Source organism: Acinetobacter sp. 1125_18A (genome assembly GCF_052824985.1).
This window is the reverse complement of record NZ_VTDG01000001.1, coordinates 415,136-431,560: the sequence shown is the minus strand read 5'-3', so window position 1 is coordinate 431,560 and position 16,425 is coordinate 415,136. Positions and strand designations below refer to the sequence as shown.

The following is a 16,425-nucleotide window of genomic DNA, read 5'->3' as shown; positions in this document are numbered from 1 at the left end:
TTAAATATTAAACCATCGCTGGATCACTGACAGAATCTGCACCTGTTTCAACGCGTCCTGCAAAGCGTCGATAAAACTTAGTGTCCTGAGTACAAGTTACGGCAAAATCATACCATTGCCATGTATCTTTCAGTTCCCAATGTCGTGTTGATGTTTGACCTGCTTTTACACTGATTTTTAACGCTGCGTCACTACGATAGACGACTGGGCTAATGACCAGTTCAACATCTTTTGTGCCCGTGTTGGTCAGGTCTAAATAAACATTACCATTGGCAATATCATAACACACTCGAATTTCAGGATTGATTTGCAGGGTCTGATTACGATTTAAATCACCTTTGAAGTGGCGATGAAAACCATTTGGTCCCATTACCCAAAGATCGTATAAGCCTTGATTATCCTTTTTCACATTCCAAACATCATCCAGTGTTTTACCCGCTTCTACAATGTAACGACGCGGAACACGACTGAGATTTAACTTGTCATAGACATGAAAAACTGCGCCTTGAGTCCCTGTATTCGAGAACAAGAGTTTAACTGTTCCATCATTTTGACAACGTGCGCTGGTATGTAATTCATAAGGCAATGCTTTAGATGGGCGAATACCACTGGCTTGAATTGGAAGTTGTAAATTGGTTGGAATCGGAACATTGGGCAACTTTTGCTGAGCTGAACGAAGTTGATCTGCTTGCTCACGGGTTTGTTTACCATTTAATTCTGGCAGTACATCTTCATTTGGGGTTTTAAAATTAAATGCTGAGGTTAAATCACCACAAATCGCACGACGATAAGGACTGATATTCGTTTCTTTTACCCCAAAGCGTTGTTCTAAAAACATTAATACTGACGTATGATCAAACACTTGAGAGTTAACCACACCACCACGACTCCATGGTGAAATTACAAAGAGTGGTACCCGTGGGCCCGGTCCATAAACACCATTGTCTTTTTTAGGCTGGCTGCTGCTGCCTAGTGGTGCGTCATGTAGATAATATTCATGCTGCATATCAGCTTGGCTGAGTGTAGATTTACCCGCATAAGTATTGTCTGCTTGTAAGGTTGGTGCAGATGGAGAGGGAACATGATCAAAATAACCATCATTTTCATCAAAATTGATCAAGAAAACGGTTTTACTCCAAACCTCTGGCACTGCTGTTAAAGCATCTAAGATTTCTTGAATAAACCAAGAACCTTGTACTGGGCTTGATGGACCTGGATGTTCACAATAGATAGAAGGTGCATTGATCCAAGACACTTGGGGGAGTTTGCCTGTTTTGATATCATTTTTAAAAGCATCTAAAAACTCTTCGGGTTTATTGCCGGGCAGGGTGTTTGCGATACCTTTATACAGTGGATTTTTAGCATTATCGGTTGTGGCATCATAAGCTTTATAAGGCAATGGTTGCGCTGCTTTATTGTATGGACTATTTGGCGCACCACCACTTGAAACTGGATAGCCTGAAGCAATATTGGCTTTTTTAAAGGTACGGAATGCACCGAGCATGTTATCGCCCCATTCATCCGGCATATTTTGATAGCAAATCCAGTTAACACCTGCTTCTTCTAAACGTTCAGCATAGGTTTTCCATGTGTAGCCGACATCAACGTTTTGGGGATCGCCATCAATCCAGTCCCATTCATTATTCACAAACGCAGTACTGGTCGGTACTGCGCCATTGGTGCCCGTTAAATGAAATGAGCGGTTGGCATCTGTACCTGTGTGCATTGAACAGTGATACGCATCGCAAATGGTAAAAGCATTGGCTAAAGCAAACTGATAAGGGATTTCCTGCTCTTTAAAATAACCCATTGCATAATCAGTTTTATGGGTTGGCCAGTTTGACATACGGCCGTTGTCCCAAGCTTTTTGGCTATCCACCCAAGTATGGTTTGTACTGGGTGCACGTTGTGCATTATTACTTGATCCATCTAAATGAAAAGGCGTTAATAAGGCACCGTTACTTCGTTGTTGTTGCCATACAGTACGATCATTTTGCAAAGGAATGGTTAGGCGGTCGGCAAAACCACGAACGCCTTTTAATGTACCAAAATAATGGTCAAATGAGCGGTTTTCCTGCATAAGGATAACCACATGTTCGACATCCTGAATGGTTCCTGTTTTATTATTTGCAGGAATAGCCAATGCCTTTTGAATGCTGGCTGGAAATGTAGATAAGGCAGCAGCACCAAAACTTGTTTTAAGTGTATTTGCTAAAAATTGACGACGATTAATCACAATATTTCCCTTTGGTATTTTTATGTTTATGGTGCACAACGCATTAATGGTTTTTTAGATCCATCAGGCTGTGTAGTGGCCTGATCATCATTTGAATCATTACAAGCGGTGAGTGCCAGTAAAATTGGGAAAATATAAATGTACGATAACCATCGTTTCGGTTTTTTTAACATGTGCTTCGTCCATAATAAAGATGCCCACACATTAGACAGCGCTTGTGACAGCAAGGTGTCACCTTTATGACAAATCATTGACATGGTAATAGCGCTAGAAATCGAGGCAAAAATCCAGATAAAACTGGAGAGAATTTAAGCGGTTTTGATGGAGAGATTAGGTGTGACGTTTAACTTTAATTTGAATTGTTGCTGAGATCTAAGATATCAACTAAGCATCTTGCTTTTAAAAGATTAATTTTATTAGTCATATTTTTATAGGATGAACGATCACGCAACGTGTGAAAATGCGAAGAGTCAGAACAGCATTTAAATTTATAGCTGAGCATGCAGGATATTGCAGGAATGAATGGTTCCTGCATTTATTGACGGCCGTTTATTTTAAATGTTTTTTTAAGCAAAGCATCCCATCTTTGAACCAATGCTGAATATTCAGTTTTACAGCCCAGTGCTCTGCTTTTGGGTAAGTATTTTTCTTTGACCAGATACGCATATTTTTGCGAGTCAGACCCATAAACATAACATAAGAAATTTTCTGCTCTTACCCATTCAGGTGAGTGCCCCTCTGGTGTAAGTTTTCTTGAAACGGCTGGCCCTTGTTGCTCTAGCCCATAAGAGTCTGAAATAGAAATTAAATAATCTTTATCTTCATCATAAGTTGTTAGGATATAAGCAGCGACTTGATCAGCATAATCCTCTTCGAATTTATAGGGGATATCCAATGCAAGTGTATCTATCAAGGCATGGCCTGCCTCATGATACAAAGTACCAAGAGCGCTTTGAAACAGCTCATCTTCAAGTTCGGTACCTTTAGCACCTGCTTGAGAAAATAGCTCTCTTTGTTCTTCACCTAATTCATAACACATCTCTATTGTGGAAGTATCAGCATCATAGAATGCATTCACTTCACCACATTCTTTGCCAATCACCTTGATATCCTGCGGTATATTGATATAGCTGTTCATATATTCCGCAAAGTCTTCTAATAAATAATTCGAGCGCCAGAATTTTTCTTCGATCTTGGTTTGGGCATTTCTAGCGGGTTGGTAAATCGCAATAAATTTTCCTGTTTGATCTTTAGCCGCATGCTTTTTATGCTGATTTGATGATGAGGGAGTCTGTTTCTGTTGATTGATTTCAGATTGATTATTTGAGGAATCAGCGCTAGTCCCACAACCGACTATGCTAATAAGTACTAAACTGATCAAACAACTTTTTAAAGTAAGAGGGATCTTTCTGTTCATCTGTTTTCTCAAAACAAAAGTATGAAGTGTTTTTATGTGCGAATGCATGTGTTGAAAATGCTGATTGTCTACATACATTTAAGATCATCAGTAAAGTTCTAAGGTAGGCTGAAATAGGTGAAATTCATGCAATTAAATCATTCATTTCAAGGTGTTCAGCCCTTAACTTATTACTTTATTATTTCATCATCATGTTATTTTGACAGCTTGGTTTTATCTTTTGTCTTTATAGGAATGATACTGTCATTTAAGGACAACCTGAAGCTTTAGCGTATTCAGACCATTGACAAGATCAGCATGGATCATTATTTTAACTCAACAAGTTCTTTTTTGGAACTTGTTATTTTAAGATAAATTCTTGAGGTGAACCATGTCTATATCAGCGGTGAAAGAAAAATCAAAGCAAAAAACACCTGCATCATTTCCAGTACGTCGTATGGATTATCAATTTCAGGATATGCCCAAGTATTGGTGTAATGACGAACCAACCTTTACCCATTACTTCACAGGTCTATCGACGCTTTTTCCTGAAGGTGAATCGTACTTTGTCCGTTCAGTGCGCGCTTTACGTGAAAAAATTAAAAACAACCCACAGTTAGATCGTGATATTGGTGCCTTTATTGGACAAGAAGCCATGCACTCTAAAGAACATCATGCTTTTCATGTCAGTGCACAGCGATATGGTTTAGATCCTGAATCCTTAGAAAAAGTCACAGGGATCATATTAAAAGCGGTAGAACGTACTTTTCCTAAAAAATGGAATCTCTTGGTCACAGTGGGTCTGGAACATTACACCGCCGTGTTGGTGGTGGAGATGATGAAAAATGTCAATGAGTTAATGACCGATACTACTATTCGTAATTTATGGTTATGGCACAGCGTTGAAGAAACCGAACATAAGGCTGTGGCTTATGACATGTATGAATACTTATATGGCAAGGGCTTAGATGCCTACATTCCTCGCGTGGCAATTTTTACATTTAGTCTTGTGCTGATCACGCTATTTTCTAATGTATATCAAGTGGTGTTGATGTCGAGAGATAAACAATTATTAAACCTTAAGTCTTGGACTAAGTTTGCTGGGTTTACAGTACAAGCCTATCGTAAGCTGGTACCGCAATTTTTCTCTTATTATCAGTTTGATTTTCATCCGAATGATACTGATGAATCCGAAATTGTCGCGCAAACTAAAGTAAAAATTGGTTTATCCCCTGAGCAATCAAGCTTTATCCAATAAATATTTTATTTATCAAAATAGGAAATAGTGATGAATCCACTCAATATGACTGGCCTAGAAATTATGCAAGCATTCCAAAAAGGACTGGTGCCAGCGCCTGGTATTGCAAAAACCATGGGGATGGAGGAAGTCGGAGACGTTGAATATGGTCGCATTGTATTTATGGCCATTGCGGATGAACGTCATAGCAATCCATTGGGTGGGGTACATGGTGGTTTTGCCGCAACGATATTGGATTCAGTAACAGGGTGTGCTACACATACCGTCTTGGCTGCGGGTGAGGGCTATGGAACTACTGATCTTGCGATAAAAATGTGCCGTCCGATGCCGTTTAATAAAAAGTTAATTGCTGAAGGTAAAGTCATCAACGTAGGGAAAAACTTAGTCATTTCAGAAGGCTATCTTCGAGATGAAGAAGGAAAATTGTATGCACATGCAACAGCAACCAATATGATCATCCGTCGTTGAAAGATTCTATTTCTGCATCATGGTTTTGAACTAGAATTTTTGGATCAGGGCTTTTAATTCAGATTTTTTGATTTATCGCCTTTGAATCAGGCCTTTGAAGTATTAAGTGCTGATCCTGTGATGTAGTTCATCGAATATCAATCGACTCAAAGTTAAGCTGAGAATATAAAATGAATTCAGTTGTATTACATCAATGGGAAATCTCACCTTTTTGCCAAAAAGTTGCCAGGATGTTGCAATTTAAAGGGATTGCTTATCAGACTGTGGATTATAACGGTGTACTGGGCGCAAAAGTGCCAATGCTCAGTAAAGCAGGCAAGGTTCCTGTTCTAGATATTGATGGTCAACGTATTCAGGACAGTACCCGTATTGCACGTTATCTTTATGATGCTTACCCAGACTTACCACGTTTATATCCTGAAGATCCTTTACAAAAGGCCTATGTTGAGCTTTGGGAAGATTGGTCAGACGAGTTGTTATATTTCTATGAGGTGCACTTTCGTGTCAGTGATGCTGATGCTTTAGATCATGCGGTTGAAATGAGTGCAAAAGGTCGCCCCAAACATGAAATATATCTGTTAAAACCCTTGCTCAAAGCAACATTAAACCTGCAACTTAAAATGCAGGGTACAGGTCGTATGGCTAAGCAGGATATTGAAGCGGAATTTACTCGTCATTTAGAGCGTATCGAATTGGTGTTGGCGCAAACAGGATGGCTGGTTGGCGAGGTTAAAACACTGGCTGATATTGCAGTAGGTTCGCAGCTTTTAGAGATTGTCCGCACCAGTAAAATTTGGGGCGCTAAAATTAAAGCTTATCCTTCTATTGCTCAATGGTTAGACTTGCTATGAATACGCAGAATGCAACATCTCAAAATATAGCAACACTTCCATGTGTGGTTGTTATGGGCGTAGGTGCTGAACAAGGAATTGGAGCAGCAGTTTGTCGTCGTTTTGCTCAAGAAAAATTAAAAGTACATGTTGTGGGGCGTACTTTAGCGAAAGTGCAAGCCGTGGCTGATTCAATCAATGCGCAAGGTGGACACGCCGTAGCACATGCTTTGGATGCTGAAAATGAACAACAAGTGCAGACTTTTTTTGCGGAGAGGAATGCGCAAAAGGAGCATCTCGTCGCTGTTATTCACAATGTGGGGGGCAATATTCCCTCAATTTTTTTAAAGACCTCTCTTCAATTTTTTACTCAAATGTGGCGTTCTACTTTTTTATCGGCTTTTTTAGTGTCGCAACAAGCCTTAAAAATCTTTGAACAACAGCAATATGGCACGCTGATTTTTACCGGGGCAAGTGCATCTCTTCGTGGTAAACCTTTTTTTGCGGCATTTACCATGGGCAAATCCGCATTACGTAATTATGCGATGCATCTCGCCCAGATATATAAGCCTCAAAACATCCATGTTGCACATATTATTGTTGATGGCATGGTCGATGGTGATCGTGTTAATAAAGCTGTATTTGGTTTAGGACGCTTACTGAGACTTACACGAGGCACAGGCGGATTAAATATCGAAGCGATTGCTGAAAATTATTGGATGCTTTATCAACAAAAGCGTGATTTATGGACCCATGAGCTGGATTTACGTCCTTATCAGGAGAAATTCTAATATGTACAATTTAATTCCTCCATTGCTGAGAAAAAAATCCAAACTACAGGGCTGTATCGTTGTTATTGGCAATGAAACTCACTCGCTCAGCCAGCTTTTTGTGCATCAAGCACACAACAGTACAATGCCTGTATATCAAGTTCAGCATGATCCTACCCAAACCAATCTAAAGATTGAGCAACAAGATTCAGGTCTAAAACGGGTTCGTTTGAATCTGATCAATCCGACTGCTTTAAAAAATTTAGTTGGCTATATTCAACGAACAGGGCATTCAATTGAACTGTGTGTTTTCCAAGCTGATTTTTCAAAATCATTGTCGAATTCCGATGCTTCAGCCCAACAGATCGAACAGCTTTGGCAAAATACTGGTTTGGCTGCGGTAAATATTGCCCAAGCGATTATTCGAAAGATGCTGATAAAGTCACAAGGAACTTTGATCTTTCTAGGAACACAGCCCAACCTGATCGCTGAAAACAATGGCTTAACTCAGAGTATGTTTGCCAGTATTCGGGCATTGGCACAATCTTTGGCAAGAGAGTTTCATCCTAAAGGCATCCATATTACCTATTGTATGTTGGAAAGTTGGGATAGTCAGAATGTTGCCTTGATGGATTCGGTTAAAAATATGTGTTGGCATCTTTATCAACAACCTGATTCAACTTGGAGTCAGGAATTGAGTGTTGGTGTATAAATGCTATGGGGATTAATGCGAGAGAGCGCTAGTTAATCATATCCATCCCAAGCAGCGTGATTCAAACTTCAAAGCAATGGATTATCCTGAAACAATCGTACAATCCATTCGATAAAAACTTTTTGTCGTGGTGAAACCAGTGTTTTTGATGGATAAAGTAAAGAAATAGGCAGGGATGGAACAGGATAGTCAGTTAAAATTTGACAAAGTGTGCCTTGCTCTAGCTCAGATAAATAACCATAACGTGGTGCTTGGATGATGCCAAAATGCTGTTTGGCTGCTGCTGCATAGGTATTTGCACCATTGACTTGAATCTTTAACGGCAACTCAAAAAACTGTGTTTTCTTGCCTGTCAGAAACTCAAGCGGCAGTGGCTTTTGTCGAGCGGAAGAATAAAATCCGACCATAAAATGTGATTTCAGATCGTCTAAGCGTTGTGGTGTGCCATATTTTTCTAAGTATTTTGGACTGGCTAATGTCACTTGTTGAATATCGCCCAGATGCCTGACAATTAACTCACTATTATTGAGCTGACCTATACGAATGACACAATCAATGCCTTCTTTTATCAGATCTACATAACGGTCGCTTTCGGTGAGTTGCAACTGTATCTGTGGAAACTCAGTTAAAAAATCATCTAATTTTGGCAGAATAAAATGCGCAGCAAAAATACCATGAACTGCGATTTTTAAAGGCCCTTGAGGTTTTGCATCAAGAAAATCATGATCAGACTCATTGATATAACCCAAGATATATTTGCAGCGCTCATAATAAATATGGCCTTCATCGGTTGCTTTTACCTGACGAGTGGTACGCAACAATAAGCGCGTATTGAGTTGGAATTCTAATTGTTTAATTGCATCGGTCAGGGTTGAGCGTGGCAAATTTAAGATCTGTGCTGCTTTGGTAAAACTTTGTTGTTCAACCACATTGACGAAAGCAGACATTGCATTGAGTTTATCCATACGCCATTCCAATTGTTCGATTTATTCGGATAAAGATGTCAGGTTTAACTAGATTATCTGGTTTTATCTGAACAGTATCATAGAAGCGATTAGAGGTATATTTTATTCCATGAGGTCATCACGATGCATACAACAGGTCATACACAGCAAGAAAAAGTGATTTTAATTACAGGCGCTTCTCGCGGAATTGGTGCATTTACTGCCAGCTTATTGGCACAGCAAGGCCATAAGATCATTATCAATTATGCCAGTAATGATAAAGAGGCGGAGCATGTCTTGAGCAGCATTCAAGCGTTAGGCGGAACAGCGAGTCTATTTAAAGCCAACATCAGCCATTCTAATGAAGTGACTGCATTATTTAATTATGCAATTCAAACCTATGGTCGATTGGACGTGCTGATCAACAATGCAGGGATTTTGAAATTAAGTAAGATTGAACAATTAGACGATGAAAGTATTGATCAAGTTTTAGCAATTAATATTAAAGGCCCTTTATATACCATGCGTGAAGCTGCTAAGCGACTGCAAAAGGGCGGTAAAATTATTAATTTATCCAGCAGTGTGGTGGGAATGAAGCTCGAAACTTATGGTGTTTATACTGCCTCAAAAGCTGCTATTGAATCCTTAACAGCTATTTTAGCCAAAGAGTTAAGAGGAAAAAATATTACGGTAAACGCAATTGCACCTGGGCCTACGGCAACTGAACTTTTTCTTGAAGGCAAAAGTGATGAATTGATTGCTCAGTTAAGCAAAGCTGCACCTTTAGAGCGTTTAGGCACTGTAGAAGATATTGCCGCAGTGTTGGATTTCGCCGTAAATGAAGCGAGTAATTGGGTCAACGCCCAAGTCCTTCGAGTCAATGGTGGGATCGTTTAATTCCAGATGGAAAATCCTGACTCAAGTCTTTAATTGGGGGCGATAGAGAATAATCACTTTATTTATCTGCTATCGCCCCAGATTCTGATGAGATCAAGGTCTGTGAGAATCAAGGCTATACAAATTATTTTTTATAGGCTTTCGCTTGGGTTAAATATTTTTCCATTTCTTCATCTGGAACCATTCCTCCTCCAGTCCCCCAGACAATATGATTAGCATTTTCCAATTGCTGTTGGTTAAAGTGATGTAGCGCGGCATAGTCTTGATGTTGATTGGTCAAAATTGGTCCAAGCATACCCGCCAACGCAGAAGGTTCTAATTTAAGCTGTTCTGCATCATTGAGCATGCCCAAGAGTACATACATGGTTTCATCCGTTAATGTATAAAAACCGTCTAATAACCTTTGCATGGCTCGACCAACAAAGCCAGATGCTCGCCCAACAGCGAGGCCATCAGCAGCGGTGATATTGTCTATACCCAGATCTTGAACTGAAATTTCATCATGTAAACCTGTTGCAACACCGAGTAACATACAAGGTGAATGGGTCGGCTCGGCAAAAATACAATGTACATGATCACCAAAGGCCATTTTTAAGCCAAATGCAACGCCACCGGGGCCTCCGCCAACACCACAAGGTAAATAAACAAATAAAGGATGTTGTTGATCAACCAAAATATTTTTTTGTTCTAATTGTTGTTTTAAACGCTGCCCAGCAACTGCATAACCTAAGAATAAGGTTTGTGAGTTTTCATCATCGATAAAAAAGCAGTTTGGATTTTCTAATGCTGCCTTTCTGCCTTGTTCTACGGCAACACCATAATCTTCAGCATATTCAACTACTGTAACATTGTGCGCACGTAACTTATCTTTCTTCCATTGACGCGCATCTGCTGACATATGCACAGTCACATCAAAGCCTAATTTTGCACTCATAATGCCAATAGAAAGGCCTAAATTGCCTGTAGAACCGACCGCAATACTGTATTGACTAAAAAACTGTTTAAACTCTGGACTATCCAGTTTTGCATAATCATCCTCAATGTTTAGGCGTTGTGCTTGAATCGCAAGTTTTTCAGCATGACAAAGCACTTCATAGATACCACCACGCGCTTTAATTGAACCCGATATTGGAAGATGGCTGTCTTTTTTAAGCCATAATTGACCATGGATCGATTGTCCAAAATACTGTTCCAACTGTTGCTGCATTTGAGGAATCGCTGCCAGTTCGGATTCTATAATACCTTGAGATGCCGCTGTTTCTGGAAAGGCTTTCATCAAATAGGGTGCAAAGCGTGTCAAACGTGCACTGGCATCATCAATATCTTTTTGGTCCAACCCGACATAGGGCAGCCCTTCTACCAGTGAGGTAAAATTGGGATTAAACCACGCCACTTCTTTGAGTGCGATAAGGTCTTTAACAATTGGATATTGGGCAATAAGCTGATTAATCTGTTGAGCGTTCATAAAATACTCCTAAAGGCTTAAATAAAATGAGAAAGCAGGAAGGTGCAGCCCAATGCGGTGAGGGAGGCAAGGAAAGTTGCAGAGGTATAGTATTTAAAGGTTTCGTTTAATGTAGCACCACAGTATTGTTTGACTAACCAAAATAGAGAGTCGGTCACAATGGTAAAACCGATGGCACCTGAACCAATCGCAATCGCCATGATTTCAGGACTAATATCCGGATAGAGCGGTAACATTGGCGCAACGATTGCAGTTGCACCCATCATTGCAACAGTGGCAGAGCCTACAGCTGCATGTAAAATCAGCGCAACCAACCAAGCAAGTAAAATTGGATGCATATGCAAGTGGGAAAGCGTAACAGCCATTGAGTCAGCTAAACCACTGGCTTTTAAAATACTGTTAAATGCACCACCAGCCCCAATGATAAATAAGATGTTGGCAATTGAAGAAAATGAGTCTTCTGTGGCTTTTAATAAGCTTCCCATCTGCATATTACGACGTAGACCAAGGGTGTAGTAGGCAACAAATACCGCAATAAACATGGCGGTGATCGGATTGCCGATAAAGCCTAAAATGTGTGAAAGCTGAGTGGATGTATGACTATTTAATTCAGCCACAGTTTTGATTAACATTAATCCGATTGGAAGAAATACCGTAAATAAGGTGATTTTTAAAGAGGGTAAGCTATGTTCTTCTTTCAGGGCGAGCTTTGAAAACTCGACAGGTACTGCTTTAAACGGTAAACGTTGACCAACTAATTTTAAAAACAGTGGGCCACCAACCAGTGCGGCTGCTAAACCCACCATTAAGCCAAAAATAATCACGGTACCGACATCAGCCCCTAGTTTATTGGTGACATAAAGTGCGGCAGGGTGTGGCGGTACCACACAATGTACAGCCATTAATGCTGTGCATAATGGAATAGCCAATTTAAACAAAGAGGTTTTGGTATGCTGCGCTATAGAAAAAGCCAAGGGAATTAATAAAACCACACCAACTTCTACAAATAAAGTGATGCCACAAAATAGCCCAATCAACACCATGATCACATCACTGGATATCCAGTGACATCGCTGCAAAGACAGTGCGATACGTTCAGCGGCGCCAGAGATTTCCATCATTTTGCCGAGAATGGTACCCAGTGCAATGACTGTAGCAAGGAAACCCAAGGTGCTTCCAATCCCATTTTCAATTGCATTGACCATATCCAGTAATGGCATTTTCATTGCTACACCGACAAAGAAGCTTGCCAGAAGCAAAGCTAAAAAGGGATGCAGTTTAAATTTTAAAATAGTGAAAATAATTAACCCGATACTGGTTAATAATATACCGACATCCACGAAATTGGTTTCCATACCATATATCTCTGTGACAAAATTTGTTCTTTGTCTATTGAAGTTAAACCAGAGAAATCCGTCAAACGATGATATTTGATCTACGGGTTAAAATAATTCACTTGAAAAATAAATCCTAAATAAATTTTGATTTTTAAATGATTTATACGTTATTTATATGGGCATAGGACAGCAAGAAGCATGTGATCAATCATTTTGTTTCAGCAAAAAGGAAAACGCATGACCAACGCACATAAAAATCTAACCGGTTTTCAGCTCTCAAAACTGTATACATTTGAAGTTGCGGCAAGACATGAATCTTTTGCACTCGCTGCTGAAGAACTGTCTTTAACCCCCAGTGCGGTAAGTCACCAAATTAATTTGTTAGAAAAAGAACTTAATATCAAACTGTTTTTACGTTTGCATCGTAAAGTAAAGTTAACCACTGAGGGACAGCGGATTTTAGCTGCTTTACAATTTTCATTAGACTCGTTAAACGTTGAAATTAAGGCACTGCAAAATCAGCAACTTGTTGGCTCACTCACGATTTATGCAAGACCATCGATTGCTCAGTGTTGGTTAGTGCCCCAATTGCCTGATTTCATTCAACGCTATCCATTGATCCAACTCTCAGTTTTAACGGGTAATGAGGATGTAAATTTTCAACGTAGTGGAATTGATATTGCACTTTATTTTGACAATCAACCGTCTTTTCAGTTGAATTATCAGTATTTAATGGACGAATATATTATCCCCGTATGTAGTCCGGCATATGCTGAAAAATTTAACCTCTACGATCATCTAGACAACTTAAAAAACTGCACATTGCTGCATGACTGCCAAGCATGGAGTAACGGCACAGGCGCAGATGAATGGAACAGTTGGACGCAGCATTTTAATGTAAATATGGATCATTCTTCAGAGATGAGTTTTGACCGATCTGATCTGGCTTTGATTGCTGCTAAAAATCACTTGGGTATTACCATGGGACGTAAAAAACTAGTAGAAAAAGACTTGGAAAGTGGTGAGCTAGTAATGCCATTTAAAAACATGTATTTAAAATGTGATCAGCACTACTATATTACATCATTGAAAAATAATGAATTACCTAAAGTTAAAGCATTTAGTGACTGGATAAAAGCACGAGCAAACTCAGAAATAGGGCATCAATGAAAAACCCTAAACTCTAGAAAAAGCTTCGCAAGCCTTGAATAAAAAATAACAAAATCAATTTTATGCTAAAACCTAAAAATTAATATTTTTTGCTGTTAAAATTTTTATAATACTTGATTATTATGGTTAATATTTGAGTGTTTATATTTTAATAACGCCAATTAGAATAAAATTGAACAAACCTAAATATAACGAGAAATTAAAGAGAAATAAAAAGGAAAGATGCAATAAGTTTTTATATTAAAAATAGGGCAATTGGGGTGAGGAAATCTAAACTGAAAACGACATTGTAAAAATACAAACAACAACAAAATATACGAATTTTAAGACAGTAAGATCATCCAAAAATACATACTACCCCCAAAAAATCATATTCAAACTTTTATAAAAAGTGAAGTTAAATTGTAAATATTTATTATTTTTCAATATCTTGATTGGTTTTTTTGATGTTAAAAAGTACATCTAGAAACATTGTTATTGTAAATGATATTGTTATTGATTATTATTCTCATTTGATAGGTTGTATGTGTATCTTTGTAATCCATGTTTTCACTCCCGATTTGAACATACTGGATGAGTCGAAATATACACATTTAATGATGATTAATATCATTTAATAAGGTTTCTCCCTCATGAATTTAAACCCTGTTGCGCTATATAATATAGCCAAGTCTGATACTGCGGTTTTAAAACCACGTTATTTGTCATTATGTTTACTTGCGTTAATGACAGCAAGCATCACTACGGTAGGCTATGCAGAAGAGAATAATTCCGAAAAGCGTAAATTGGAAAAGAATGAGAATTCTTTGACGACGATTACGGTCTATGCCGAATATAAAAATGATGCGCCTGTTTCTCGAACTTCAATCAACCGAGAAAACATGGATAAGACGGGTGTAACCGATATGGCAGGTATTGTGAAATATTTGCCTTTGGTCAATGCGCCGTTTTCCGTTGGAGGGAGTGGAACATTTTTTGATGGTACTGGCACCAGTAGTTATAACATCCGTGGTATAGATGCAAATCGAATTGGCTTAGATGTAGATGGGGTAGATTTAGCCGAGGCAACAGTAAGTACTTATGTCCCACCTAAAAGTATGAGCAAGCGCGGTGCTGGTCGGGATTATATCGAACCAGAGATGTTTACCAGTGTCGATATTGTTTCAGGAACTACTGATGTATCGACAGATGGTATTGGTGGTCGGGTTTCTTTTAAAAACAAATCACCAGAAGATTATTTAGTTGATGGCAAAACAGTCGCTGGAACATTAAAAGCAGGTTATAGCTCTGCGGACAGCGCATGGTTAAGTTCTGTGACAGGTGCTGTCGGCAATGATGATCTCAAAGCACTTGTGGCTTATGCGCATCGTGAGGGAAGTGAAACCAAACCAAATTCAAAAACGGCAGCTTTTCCAGCGGATTGGACCTCGGATGCAGTGCTTACCCGATTATTGTGGAATGTATCTGACCAACACCAACTAAATTTTACTGCGGATTATTATAAGAAAAAGTCTGACACAGATAATATTGCAGCCGATTTATTCTCTAATTTTAAGAGCGATGCAAAACAACACCAAGATATAGATCGAACACAATTGAGTATTGATCATATTTATCGGCCGAATGACTTTGTGCTCTTTAATAAATTAAACAGTAAAATATGGTATCAGGAATCGAACAATGATACTGATACTTCATTTATGAATAGTGCGACAGTTGCACGTGATTTTTCAACCACTTATAAAGAGAAAAATACTGGTATAAAAATTGAAGCAAGCAAAGAACTTACAAACCAAAAGCTTAAATATGGCATTACAGCAGACAAGAAAGATTACGCAAGTACTAAATTAGATCTTCGTAATGGCGTTCCAATTACAAGCATATATCAAGGTAGTTATTTATTAAATTCTGAATTAAAACGTTACTCTGCTTATGTTGCTGATGATATCCGATTGGACGTATTGGGACGAGATTTAACTCTAACTCCAGCGGTTCGTTTTGAACGACAGGAGTTTAGACCTGAAATTACCTCTTATAGTGATATACAAGCCAAAGACTATAATTATGTTTCGCCAAGTTTTTCTGCAAGTTATCAGTTTACCCCAGATAATTATAGCTATTTAAAATATTCAAGAGGTAATCGTATTCCATCGCCAACTGAAATTGGCGGGATTTATCAAACAATGTTAGCTAATCCTGCTTATATTGTGGTTGGTAATTCGAACTTAAAAAAAGAAACCAGTGATGCTTTTGAAGTGGGTTTAAGAAACACCTCAATTGAAGGGATTAAATTTGATTTGACAGGTTTCTACAGCAAATATAAAGATTTTATCGACTACTTTAACTATGGCAATACGCCTCAATATCCTTTTGGCTACTATCGCGCAGAAAACTTAGCTAATGCACAGATCTGGGGTGGAGAGCTTTCAACACGAATTGACTTAGGTCAGTTTATTCCAAACTCAGATGGCTATAGTCTTGCACTTGTTGCAGGTAAAACCAAAGGCTCGGCAAAAAATAAAAATGGCGTAAAAAGTGGCGTAAATTCTGTTCAGCCAGAAAAAAGTGGCGTAAATTCTGTTCAGCCAGAAAAAGGCAGCTTTACCTTTGCTTATGATGATCCAAATAAAGTCTTTGGTTTAGGTATGACTGCAACTGCTGTTGGTGGAAGGATGGCAACGCGAGATGTCAGTTCTTATCAGGATGATATCAAATATCAGAATGTGGCAGGTTATACCGTATTTGACTTATCCGCATATTGGAATGTGACCAAGTTTGCCAAGCTGAACGTGGCATTGAATAACATCTTTGATAAGACCTATTGGGATTATGCTGCTGTGGGAACAATTACAGGGGCGAATCAGGCTAGTGTAATCGATCGTGCTGCTGAACCAGGACGTAATGTTGTGGCAAGTATCGAATTTAAATATTGATTTTTTAAA

At 38.8% G+C, this 16,425-nt stretch carries 14 protein-coding genes; 8 read left to right on the top strand and 6 right to left on the bottom strand.

The window, feature by feature from the left end; translation table 11 throughout:
- Window positions 1-7: 7 nt before the first annotated feature.
- The 3 genes from FY049_RS01940 to FY049_RS01930 all read right to left on the bottom strand — a co-directional run bounded on the left by FY049_RS01940 (window position 8) and on the right by FY049_RS01930 (window position 3,653).
- Window positions 8-2,236, bottom strand: a complete 2,229-nt coding sequence (locus FY049_RS01940) for a phosphocholine-specific phospholipase C (RefSeq protein WP_446083047.1) — start codon at window positions 2,234-2,236, stop codon at window positions 8-10.
- Window positions 2,237-2,262: 26 nt separating this feature from the next.
- Window positions 2,263-2,409, bottom strand: a complete 147-nt coding sequence (locus FY049_RS01935; protein WP_166781954.1) for a hypothetical protein — start codon at window positions 2,407-2,409, stop codon at window positions 2,263-2,265.
- Window positions 2,410-2,771: 362 nt separating this feature from the next.
- Complete coding sequence (locus FY049_RS01930; protein WP_446083046.1) at window positions 2,772-3,653, bottom strand: DUF4344 domain-containing metallopeptidase; 882 nt, start codon at window positions 3,651-3,653, stop codon at window positions 2,772-2,774.
- Between the two features lie 370 nt (window positions 3,654-4,023).
- On the opposite strand from FY049_RS01930, the gene FY049_RS01925 reads away from it, so the two are divergent.
- The 5 genes from FY049_RS01925 (at window position 4,024) to FY049_RS01905 (ending at window position 7,670) form a co-directional block, all read left to right on the top strand.
- A complete protein-coding gene (locus tag FY049_RS01925; protein WP_327857581.1) occupies window positions 4,024-4,890 on the top strand; it encodes a metal-dependent hydrolase in 867 nt (288 codons plus the stop codon).
- A 30-nt stretch (window positions 4,891-4,920) separates the two neighbouring features.
- Window positions 4,921-5,358 (top strand): PaaI family thioesterase, encoded by a 438-nt coding sequence (locus tag FY049_RS01920; RefSeq protein WP_004717695.1) that lies wholly within the window; start codon window positions 4,921-4,923, stop codon window positions 5,356-5,358.
- A gap of 170 nt (window positions 5,359-5,528) precedes the next feature.
- Complete coding sequence (locus FY049_RS01915) at window positions 5,529-6,209, top strand: glutathione S-transferase family protein (RefSeq protein WP_446083045.1); 681 nt, start codon at window positions 5,529-5,531, stop codon at window positions 6,207-6,209.
- Complete coding sequence (locus tag FY049_RS01910) at window positions 6,206-6,979, top strand: SDR family NAD(P)-dependent oxidoreductase (RefSeq protein ID WP_004717691.1); 774 nt, start codon at window positions 6,206-6,208, stop codon at window positions 6,977-6,979. The genes FY049_RS01915 and FY049_RS01910 overlap by 4 nt, the downstream gene beginning before the upstream one ends.
- A 1-nt stretch (window position 6,980) precedes the next feature.
- Window positions 6,981-7,670, top strand: coding sequence for an oxidoreductase (locus FY049_RS01905; RefSeq protein WP_335955192.1), 690 nt, complete (start codon window positions 6,981-6,983; stop codon window positions 7,668-7,670).
- A 68-nt stretch (window positions 7,671-7,738) separates the two neighbouring features.
- Here the strand turns inward: FY049_RS01905 and FY049_RS01900 are convergent, their stop codons facing one another.
- A complete protein-coding gene (locus tag FY049_RS01900; RefSeq protein WP_446083044.1) occupies window positions 7,739-8,635 on the bottom strand; it encodes a LysR substrate-binding domain-containing protein in 897 nt (298 codons plus the stop codon).
- Window positions 8,636-8,758: 123 nt separating this feature from the next.
- Here FY049_RS01900 and FY049_RS01895 point away from each other — a divergent pair, with 123 nt between their 5' ends.
- Complete coding sequence (locus FY049_RS01895) at window positions 8,759-9,511, top strand: SDR family oxidoreductase (protein WP_056513265.1); 753 nt, start codon at window positions 8,759-8,761, stop codon at window positions 9,509-9,511.
- A gap of 124 nt (window positions 9,512-9,635) precedes the next feature.
- On the opposite strand, the gene FY049_RS01890 is transcribed toward FY049_RS01895, so the two are convergent.
- Both FY049_RS01890 and dsdX read right to left on the bottom strand, forming a co-directional pair.
- Window positions 9,636-10,976 (bottom strand): D-serine ammonia-lyase, encoded by a 1,341-nt coding sequence (locus tag FY049_RS01890; protein ID WP_056513262.1) that lies wholly within the window; start codon window positions 10,974-10,976, stop codon window positions 9,636-9,638.
- A gap of 17 nt (window positions 10,977-10,993) precedes the next feature.
- On the bottom strand, window positions 10,994-12,331 hold the full coding sequence (dsdX, locus tag FY049_RS01885) for a D-serine transporter DsdX (protein ID WP_446083043.1): 1,338 nt from the start codon (window positions 12,329-12,331) through the stop codon (window positions 10,994-10,996).
- A gap of 219 nt (window positions 12,332-12,550) precedes the next feature.
- Between dsdX and dsdC the strand changes: the two genes are divergently transcribed.
- Together dsdC and FY049_RS01875 are read left to right on the top strand one after the other, a co-directional pair.
- A complete protein-coding gene (dsdC, locus tag FY049_RS01880) occupies window positions 12,551-13,483 on the top strand; it encodes a DNA-binding transcriptional regulator DsdC (RefSeq protein ID WP_004717679.1) in 933 nt (310 codons plus the stop codon).
- A 632-nt stretch (window positions 13,484-14,115) separates the two neighbouring features.
- A complete protein-coding gene (locus FY049_RS01875; protein WP_446083042.1) occupies window positions 14,116-16,416 on the top strand; it encodes a TonB-dependent receptor domain-containing protein in 2,301 nt (766 codons plus the stop codon).
- The last annotated feature ends 9 nt before the right edge of the window (window positions 16,417-16,425 follow it).

Coding starts and splice junctions, on each gene's coding strand:
- FY049_RS01935 (WP_166781954.1), bottom strand. CDS start 2,409: ATGTTAAAAAAACCGAAACGATGGTTATCGTACATTTATATTTTCCCA.
- FY049_RS01890 (WP_056513262.1), bottom strand. CDS start 10,976: ATGAACGCTCAACAGATTAATCAGCTTATTGCCCAATATCCAATTGTT.
- FY049_RS01925 (WP_327857581.1), top strand. CDS start 4,024: ATGTCTATATCAGCGGTGAAAGAAAAATCAAAGCAAAAAACACCTGCA.
- FY049_RS01895 (WP_056513265.1), top strand. CDS start 8,759: ATGCATACAACAGGTCATACACAGCAAGAAAAAGTGATTTTAATTACA.
- FY049_RS01920 (WP_004717695.1), top strand. CDS start 4,921: ATGAATCCACTCAATATGACTGGCCTAGAAATTATGCAAGCATTCCAA.
- FY049_RS01905 (WP_335955192.1), top strand. CDS start 6,981: ATGTACAATTTAATTCCTCCATTGCTGAGAAAAAAATCCAAACTACAG.
- dsdC (WP_004717679.1), top strand. CDS start 12,551: ATGACCAACGCACATAAAAATCTAACCGGTTTTCAGCTCTCAAAACTG.
- FY049_RS01915 (WP_446083045.1), top strand. CDS start 5,529: ATGAATTCAGTTGTATTACATCAATGGGAAATCTCACCTTTTTGCCAA.
- dsdX (WP_446083043.1), bottom strand. CDS start 12,331: ATGGAAACCAATTTCGTGGATGTCGGTATATTATTAACCAGTATCGGG.
- FY049_RS01875 (WP_446083042.1), top strand. CDS start 14,116: ATGAATTTAAACCCTGTTGCGCTATATAATATAGCCAAGTCTGATACT.
- FY049_RS01910 (WP_004717691.1), top strand. CDS start 6,206: ATGAATACGCAGAATGCAACATCTCAAAATATAGCAACACTTCCATGT.
- FY049_RS01930 (WP_446083046.1), bottom strand. CDS start 3,653: ATGAACAGAAAGATCCCTCTTACTTTAAAAAGTTGTTTGATCAGTTTA.
- FY049_RS01900 (WP_446083044.1), bottom strand. CDS start 8,635: ATGGATAAACTCAATGCAATGTCTGCTTTCGTCAATGTGGTTGAACAA.